Below are 6,028 nucleotides of genomic sequence, written 5' to 3'. Positions count from 1 at the left end.
TGAAGCCGTAGATGTCGGTGGGCACGGCGACAGGGTAGAGGAATCCAGATCACCGTCACTTACCGTGGCCGTTCGCAACCACATCGTATTCAGCACAGTAGGGCATGGTTCCGACGCGCTGAGAGGTAAGGTCAGGCCGGTCTAGTCGCTCGCGATGAAGGCTAGGACGATCAGCAGGGACAAGATTAGCCCGGTGCCGAACAGCCACATGGCGACCTTTCGGCCGCTCTGCCATGCGAGGACTGCTGCCACCGAAGGAACCCCGACCATCACGAGTCCAGCAGCCGTCATGAGCTGAGACGCATACCCCCGATCGACGGGGCGGTCCCAGCCTGCCGCGATCCCTTTGACGAGCAAGACTGGAGGGACCAGCAGCCAGACCAGGGCCAAACCGGTCAGGGCGATACCGCTCCAGAGCCGTAGCTTCGCAACCTCTGACCTCATGATCTGGATTTTCGCTCCAATGTCCCGGCAGCGGCCAGGGGTGGAGCAGCAACTGACATCGAGTCGTTGCACCCGGCCCTCGCTTGTCCACGGCAATTTCGCCTAGGTACTTGACCTACCAAGTTGATCCGCCGTACTCTCAATTCACTTGATAGGTTAAGTGCATATCACTCGACAGGAGGAAACCGTCATGGCTCTGCAAGGCCCCACCCCCGTCACCTTCGCCCAGGTCTTCCCGCACGGCTGCTACGTCGTCGGGGAGGTCGAGGCGGTCAAGGACTTCGACGCCTCGACCAACGGCCGGTTCGTCCAGGCCCGTGACAAGTCCACCGGAGAGCTGGTGTGGCAGGTCGCGGTCATGGACGCCGACCCGGCCGTCAAGCCCGGACAGAAGACCGTCGCCGTCAAGATCCTCGCCCCGGTCCAGCCGGTGCCCCCGGCTCCCATGCCGGGCCTGCCCTTCACTCCGGTCGAGTTCGACCACGTCACCGTCACGCCCTACGTCAACGGCACCGGACGCCTCGCCTACTCGATCAAGGTCCGCGAGATGCGCGCCCCGCGCACCGGTACCGCTCCCGCCAAGCCCGCCACCGCCACCACCGCGAAGGACGCCGCCTGATGACCCGTCGTAGGAACCACCGCGTCAGCATCATCAACCTCAACACCGGCCGGGGCGCCCGCGCGACCAGCCACCCCTACCCGGCCCGCACGCCGGTCCTGGCGCTCGACTTCGGGGCCGTCTCGGTCCTGGTCACCACCACAGCCAGCGACCGGGTGACCGCCGCCGACGTCGAGTTCGCCCGCCAGCTCGCCCGTGAGGCCCAGACGTTCGCCCGCTCGGTCGAACGCTCCTTCCACGGCATGCCCGACGGCACGGGCCTCGCGGCCTGACATGGAAACGGGGCCGCTGGAACTGGTCCTTCCGGCGGCCCCTCGTCTCCCCAGATGCGATTCAAGAGAGAGCTGAAGTCTAATGTTCAAGAAGCTGCCCGGAGACGAGGCCCGTACCCTCGTCTCCACCACCCCTGACACCGCCGTCGTCTTCCGCCCGGCCGTCGTCCAGACCCCAGCGATCATCACCATCGTCATCTTCGCTTGGCGGTTCCTGGCCGGCCTCGTCCGGCTCATCTGGCGTCACCCGATCGCCCTGGCCGTGCTCACCGCCCCCGCCGTCCTCGGCTGGCTGTACGGCTGGCGCGTCACCCTGGTCGCGGTCACGATCCCCCTCTTCGTCCTCGTCCCCTGGGCGCTGTTCGACCGGCCGACCTTCAACGCCTGGATCGGCTGGCGGCTGCTGGCCTGGTGGCGGCTGGTCTGGGTCTACCGGCGGCACTGGCAACCGGTGATGATGATCTCCGGGCTCGGCCGTCACCTCCGGGGCCGCGACTGCCTGCCCCGCCTGCTCAAGGTCACCTGCACCTCATGGGCCGACGTGGTCACCGTGAAGATGCTCAGCGGGCAGGCCGTCAAGGACTGGGCCGACCGGACCGAACACCTCGCCCACGGCTTCGGAGCGGTCTCCTGCCGGGTCACCGTGGCCCACGCCGGCCGGTTGCTGCTCACCTTCCCCCGGTGCGATCCGCTGGCCGTACCGCTCCCGGCCGTCCCCATCGCCGAGACGCCGTCAGTCGGCCCGGTGGAGGTCGGCAAGCAGGAGAACGGGCAGCCGTGGCGGCTCAAGGTCCACGGGACTCACGTCCTGGTCGCCGGGGCCACCGGGGCGGGCAAGGGCTCCGTCATCTGGTCGGCGATCCGCGGGCTCCTCCCCGCCGTCCGGGCCGGGCTGGTAGAGCTGTGGGCGCTGGACCCCAAACTCATGGAACTGTCCTACGGCCGGGCCGTCTTCGGCGACCGGTACGCGGCTTCTCCCAAGGAGTGCGCCGACCTGCTCGACGAGGCGGTCTCGGTCATGCAGGAGCGGGCGGGTCGCTTCGCCGGGAATCAGCGCAACCACATCCCGACCGTGGATGACCCGTTCGTCCTGGTGATCGTCGACGAGGTCGCGTTCCTGACCGCCTACCAGTCGGACAAGGGACTACGGCAGCGCATCACGGCCGCGCTCGCCACCCTGACCACACAGGGCCGGGCGGTCGGCGTCGGCGTCCTGGCGGCTCTCCAGGACCCGCGCAAGGAGGTCATGAACATCCGCAACCTCTTCCCCGACAAGATCGCGCTCCGGCTCGACGAGTCCGAACAGGTGGACATGGTCCTCGGCGACGGTGCCCGCGACCGGGGCGCGCTGGCTGACCACATCTCGCCGATCCCGGAGCAGGGCGCGGGCGTCGGGTTCGTCCGGCTCGAAACCAGCCCCGACCTGATCCGGGTCCGCGCGGCCTACGTCTCCGACGCCGACATCCGCGCCATGGCCCGCGACTTCGTCAGAGGTGAGGCCGCGTGACCCTGGCCCACTTCCTCGACAACCTGCGCTGCTCGATCTGCGGCACCCTCAACGCGCTCTGGCTCGACCCCGTCCGGGGCCTGGTCGAGTGCCAGGAGTGCGGACAGCGGGCGCTCGCCTTCCCGGAGATCGGAGAGTGCGGATGACCGAAGCAGAGACCACGCTCCCCGCGTCCCCGGCCCGGCTGGTGAAGACCGTCCTGCCCTCCGCCTTGGAGGTCCTGGAGGCGGTGGCCGTACAGAACGGCGTCTGCATCCGGCCCGTGCCGCTCAAGCGGATCGACCTGGCGACCGGCAGGGCCGAGATCGTCGACGTGCCGTGCGGCGCGACCCTGGAGAGCAAGTGCCCGGCCTGCGCCAAGCGGAACCGGCAACTCCGCATGGCCCAGTGCCGGGAGGGCTGGCACCTCGACCACGAGCCGGTCGTCGTCAAGAGCGATCCCGGCGAGGAACAGCGGCGGCTCGTCGAACAGCGGGCGGACCTCCAGGCGGCGCGGGACCGGATGGAAGAGGCCGGCGACTCCACCGCCGACCTCGACGCGGTCATCTCCGACCTGGACGCCCAGATCAGAGCGGCCGGGGTCCGCGGCGAGGTCCTGCCCGACGATCGGCCCAAGCGCACCCGCTCGACCCGGCGGCGGCAGGACGCCCCCGACCTGCCCAGGCGGACCCGTGAGGCCCGGACCGTGGGGCAGACCTTCACGGCTCCGGACGGGAAGACCTACCGGCCGTCGCTGTTCGTCACGCTCACCCTGCCCGGCTACGGCAGGGTCCGGCAGGACGGCACCCCCGTCGACCCGGACACCTACGACTACGTCCGGGCGGCCCGCGACGCGCTGCACTTCTCCAAGCTCGTCGACCGGTTCGTGCAGAACCTTCGGCGCGTGGCGGGCTATGACGTGCAGTACTTCTCCTCCGTCGAACCACAGCGGCGGCTCGCCCCGCACCTGCACATGGCGATCCGGGGCACCCTGCCGCGCAGGGAGGTCAAGGCCATCGCCGCCGCGACCTACCACCAGGTGTGGTGGCCCCCGGTCGAGACGGTCGTCTTCGAGGGCGACCACCTGCCTGTCTGGGTGGAGCGGCCCGAGCGGGCGGAGCCGTACCCGGATCGGCAGGCCGGCGACTACCTCGACCCGGTGACGGGGGAGCTGCTGCCCACCTGGGAACAGGCACTCGACCGGCTTGACGCCGACGAGGACGCGGAGCCGTTCCACGTCCTGCGCTTCGGCGTCCAGGTGGACGTTCAGGGCGTGCTCGCCGGGACCCCGGACGCTGACCAGTGCATCCGCTACCTCGGCAAGTACCTGACCAAGTCGGTCGGCGAGTGCCACGCTCCGGAGACCGACGCCCAGCGGCGCCACGTGCAGCGCCTGGCCGACGTGCTGCGCTACGAGCCGTGCGCGCCGACCTGCCCGAACTGGCTCCGGTACGGCGTGCAGCCCAAGAACGCCAAGGCGGGCATGCGGCCCGGTGCCTGCCGGTCCAAGGCGCACAAGCCCGAACACCTCGGCTACGCGGGCCGCCGCGTCCTGGTCTCCCGCAAGTGGTCCGGCAAGACCCTCCGGGAGCACAAGGCCGACCGGCGGGCCTGGGTGATGGAAGCGCTCGGCCTCACCGACGACCAGCCCGCCGACCGCTACGCCTGGCGGCCGGTCGTGGCCGGTGACCCCGACCTGCTGCCCCGTGCCCGTCGCCTGCTCAGACAGATCTCCGAACGCCAGCGGTGGCGCAGGGCCATGCAGCAGGCGGAGGCGAGAGCGACGGGACAACAAGATCTTTCGGCAATTTCACTGGCCGCCTGACGGGAGAACCCATTGGACGAACTTCTCAAGGCCCATGAGGCCGCCGCACTGCTGCACACTTCCGAGCGCTTCGTCCGCCGATTGATCGCGGAACGCCGGATCGAGTTCGTGAAGATCGGCCGACACGTCCGCATCCGGGAGTCGGCCCTGCTCGCCTTCATCGCCGCCGGGACGGTCGAACCCCTGGCGGCCTCCGACGTCACCGGGAGGGCCGCCTGATGGCCAAGGGCAACAAGCCGAACCATCGCCGTTTCGGCAACATCCGTCAGCTCCCGTCCGGACGCTTCCAGGCGAGCTATCTGGGACCGGACGGGAGACGGCGTACGGCTCCGGAGACCTACGAGCGCAAGGGCGACGCCGAACGGGCGCTCACCCTGATCGAGGCGCGGATGATCTCGGGGGAGTGGACGGATCCGGACCGGGGGAAGATCAAGCTCCAGGACTACGCCGAGACGTGGATCTCCCAGCGGCCGGGCCTGCGCCCCCGCACCGTGGACCTCTACCGCTGGCTGCTCGGGAAGCACATCACCCCGCATCTCGGCAACACGGCCGTAGGGAAGCTCTCCACCGCCATGATCCGGCAGTGGCGGGCCGACCTGCTCGGCAACGGGGTCTCGGTCTCCGTGGCGGCCAAGGCGTACCGCCTGCTGAGGGCCGTACTGATGACGGCCGCCGAAGAGGACCACATCATCGCGCGCAACCCGTGCCGGATCCGCGGGGCCGGCGACGAGCACGCCCAGGAGCGGCCGGTGCTGACCGTGGCCCAGGTCTTCGAGCTGGCCGACCTGGTGGGCCGCCGACCGGTCGGCAACGTGCGCAAGCTCAAGGAGAACGCCTACCGGCTCCGCTTCCAGCGGCACGGCGAGATGCGGACCCATCCGGAGACCTTCACCAGCCGCACCGACGCCGAGCGGGCGCTGTGGAGGATGGGCATGGACGGCCGAGCCGACTGCACCCATGACCGGCGATTCCGCGCCCTGGTGCTGCTGGCCACCTTCGCGAGTCTGCGATGGGGCGAGGTGAGCGCGCTCCGCCGTACAGACGTGGACCTCGACGCGGGAACGGTGCGCGTCCGCGCGGCCTACATCGAACGCTCGACCGGCGGCCTGGTCCTCGGCCCGCCCAAGTCCAAAGCCGGTCGGCGGGTGGTCGGCATCCCGAAGGGCATCGTCCCGGCTCTGCGGGAGCACGTCGCCACCTACGTCCGCGACGAGCCGGGGGCGCTGCTGTTCCCGGGGGCCAAGGGCGGTCCGCTGCGGCGCAGTGGCTTCAACACCCGCACGCGCTGGGTGGACGTGGTCAAGGAACTGGGCCTGCCCGGTCTGCACTTGTTGAGTCGGCCTGGGGCGCGGTGCCGAGATCGCTCTCGATCCGTTTCCCCA

The 6,028-nt window shown here is 69.9% G+C and carries 7 protein-coding genes; all 7 read left to right on the top strand.

Annotation, left to right across the window (positions count from 1 at the left end):
* The first annotated feature begins 634 nt into the window (after window positions 1-634).
* Window positions 635-1,063 carry a plasmid replication, integration and excision activator gene (locus ACWJ6R_RS28280; RefSeq protein ID WP_449065146.1) on the top strand — a complete coding sequence of 143 codons (429 nt, stop codon included), beginning with the start codon at window positions 635-637 and terminating at the stop codon, window positions 1,061-1,063.
* Window positions 1,063-1,335, top strand: a complete 273-nt coding sequence (locus ACWJ6R_RS28275; RefSeq protein ID WP_344865361.1) for a hypothetical protein — start codon at window positions 1,063-1,065, stop codon at window positions 1,333-1,335. The genes ACWJ6R_RS28280 and ACWJ6R_RS28275 overlap by 1 nt, the downstream gene beginning before the upstream one ends.
* Before the next feature lie 82 nt (window positions 1,336-1,417).
* A complete protein-coding gene (locus ACWJ6R_RS28270) occupies window positions 1,418-2,842 on the top strand; it encodes an FtsK/SpoIIIE domain-containing protein (RefSeq protein ID WP_449065145.1) in 1,425 nt (474 codons plus the stop codon).
* Complete coding sequence (locus ACWJ6R_RS28265) at window positions 2,839-2,988, top strand: hypothetical protein (protein WP_449065144.1); 150 nt, start codon at window positions 2,839-2,841, stop codon at window positions 2,986-2,988. The genes ACWJ6R_RS28270 and ACWJ6R_RS28265 overlap by 4 nt, the downstream gene beginning before the upstream one ends.
* Window positions 2,985-4,646, top strand: a complete 1,662-nt coding sequence (locus tag ACWJ6R_RS28260) for a replication initiator (RefSeq protein WP_449065143.1) — start codon at window positions 2,985-2,987, stop codon at window positions 4,644-4,646. Before ACWJ6R_RS28265 ends, ACWJ6R_RS28260 begins: the two co-directional genes overlap by 4 nt.
* A 12-nt stretch (window positions 4,647-4,658) precedes the next feature.
* Window positions 4,659-4,865: a helix-turn-helix domain-containing protein gene (locus ACWJ6R_RS28255; RefSeq protein WP_189236974.1), complete on the top strand. Its 207-nt coding sequence runs from the start codon at window positions 4,659-4,661 to the stop codon at window positions 4,863-4,865.
* Window positions 4,865-6,028, top strand: a 1,164-nt coding sequence (locus ACWJ6R_RS28250) for a site-specific integrase (protein ID WP_449065142.1), incomplete at its 3' end; no start/stop codon positions are given. The genes ACWJ6R_RS28255 and ACWJ6R_RS28250, both read left to right, overlap by 1 nt.

This window comes from Planomonospora algeriensis, assembly GCF_977012225.1.
Note: the sequence above shows the minus strand (reverse complement) of the source record. Positions and strands in the feature narration are given on the sequence as shown.